The sequence below is a fragment of the Kitasatospora sp. NPDC091257 genome, from assembly GCF_044757675.1.
Classification (GTDB): Bacteria; Actinomycetota; Actinomycetes; order Streptomycetales; family Streptomycetaceae; genus Kitasatospora; species Kitasatospora lactacystinica.
This window is the reverse complement of sequence record NZ_JBIVVI010001527.1, coordinates 1-1813: the sequence shown is the minus strand read 5'-3', so window position 1 is coordinate 1813 and position 1813 is coordinate 1. Positions and strand designations below refer to the sequence as shown.

At 71.2% G+C, this 1813-nt stretch carries 1 protein-coding gene and 1 pseudogene; one reads left to right on the top strand and one right to left on the bottom strand.

Annotation, left to right across the window (positions count from 1 at the left end):
• A pseudogene (locus ACIQOV_RS39955) lies at window positions 1-191 on the bottom strand (hypothetical protein); the annotation flags it as partial.
• Window positions 192-615: 424 nt separating this feature from the next.
• Here ACIQOV_RS39955 and ACIQOV_RS39950 point away from each other — a divergent pair.
• The coding region (locus tag ACIQOV_RS39950; protein WP_401055857.1) for an ALF repeat-containing protein at window positions 616-1813 on the top strand (1198 nt) is incomplete at its 3' end.

Here is a 1813-nt window from a genome sequence, read left to right as displayed (position 1 = left end):
TGGCCGTCGCCGCGCAGCAGCTTCACGTTGGGGTACGGGGCCGGGCCGGGGTGGACGAAGTCCTCGACGGCCACCGGCGCGGCCGAGTTGTCCGCGGGGGTGCCGTCGGCGGAGGCGATCGCCGTGACGCCGAGCGTGGCGGCCGCGGCGACGGCGCCGCCAACGAGCCAGCGGGACATGCGCTTTGCCATGAGTATTCCTCTTCGTTCGTTTGATGTTGACCTGGTCGACAGATCGCCGGAATGGGACGAAGACCCCGGATGGCAGGCGAACCGACATGATGCGATGAAGCGTCATGAATGGCGGGGGCAAGGGTTGAAGGCCACGTGACCACCCCTGTGACCATCGGCGGAAACCGCCCCATCGAACCAGATCAACTGAGCCCGCGCCAAGACCCTTTTTGCAGCTCAGGCAGGCAAGTTGTCACGATTTGGAATGCATTTGATCACATGCTGACGGTGCGACACCTTTGCCGAATTATGAGCCCACTGAGGCACTTTGACTCCTTGACCTCTCTTCAACTCTTTGACTTCGTGAGCGTTCTGTTGGAGTGTCATTTATCGTGGGGATCTGCTGCGGCCGGGATTCGGCCGATGTCGACAGTGGAGGTTTCCCGTGCGCCAATCGATATCCCGCTCACGACGGCGAGGAAGGGGAGGGCCGCCGCTGCTGGGCAGGCTCTCCCTGAGCCTGCTGCCACTGGCCCTCACGGCCGGACTGGTGGGGGCGGGCGTTACGAGCGCCGCTGCCGCCGACCCGGCCACCGGGCAGGTTCGGCCGAGCGACCGCGAGCGTGCCGTGCAGGCGTGGCTCAACGGCGGCCCCCGGCTCCACGCACTCGCGGAGACCGCGCTCGCGGGCTCCGACCAGGACGTGAAGCGCTTCCTGGACACCGAGTTCGCCGGGGCGCAGAGCGCGGACGACCTGCTCACCGCCACCCAGATCTCCAGCGTGGGCGGGCCGAAGGTCCGCGAGGCCGCCGACAAGGCCATCGACGGGACGGCCGCGGATCGACGCACCTTCCTGGAGAGCGGCTGGCAGGCGGCCCTCGACACGGACCGGCGACTGTGGATCACCCGGATCACCGACCCCGCGATGGGCGCCGGCCGCAGCCTGCAGGCGGCGGGTGATGCCGCGCTGCGCAGCAACACCGGTGACGACCTGCAGCGATTCCTGACCGAGGGTCAGTTCACGGCGAAGGACGCCGACGACCGGGTCAAGCTGGTCCAGATCCTGAGCTCCGGTGGCCCCAACGTCCAGGCGGCGGCGCGGATCGCGCTGAACGGGTCGATCCAGGACGTGCGCGACTTCCTGGCGACCGGCCGGTACATCGCGCAGAGCCGTGACCAGGAGCGCGCGAGCATCGCGCAGCTGGCGCAGCAGGCGAAGGACGCGAGCGCGCAGGCGGCCCAGGAGACGGCCGCTGCCATCGAGGCCAAGGACACGGCGGTCCACGAGGCGCAGAAGGCCATGGAGGCCGCCGCCCTGGCCGCGTCCGAGACCCAGAAGGCCGGCAACGACGCCGCCAAGGCCACCGCCGCCGCGAACGACGCCGCCAGTGCGGCCGATCGCGCGGGTGCGGCGGCGCAGACGGCGCTGACCGCCGCCCGCGCGGCCAACGCGGGTGCGCGGGCCGCCGCCTACGCGGCGTCGAACGCGGCGGCCGCCGCGGCCGGGGCCCAGCGGGCGGCCGCCAACGCGCGGACGGCGGCCGCCAACGCGGCCGGTGACGCGACCAAGGCGCACGAGGCGCGGGTGGCGGCGGACGCCGCCGACGCCGCGGCGAAGATCGCCGCGGACGCTAACGCCACGC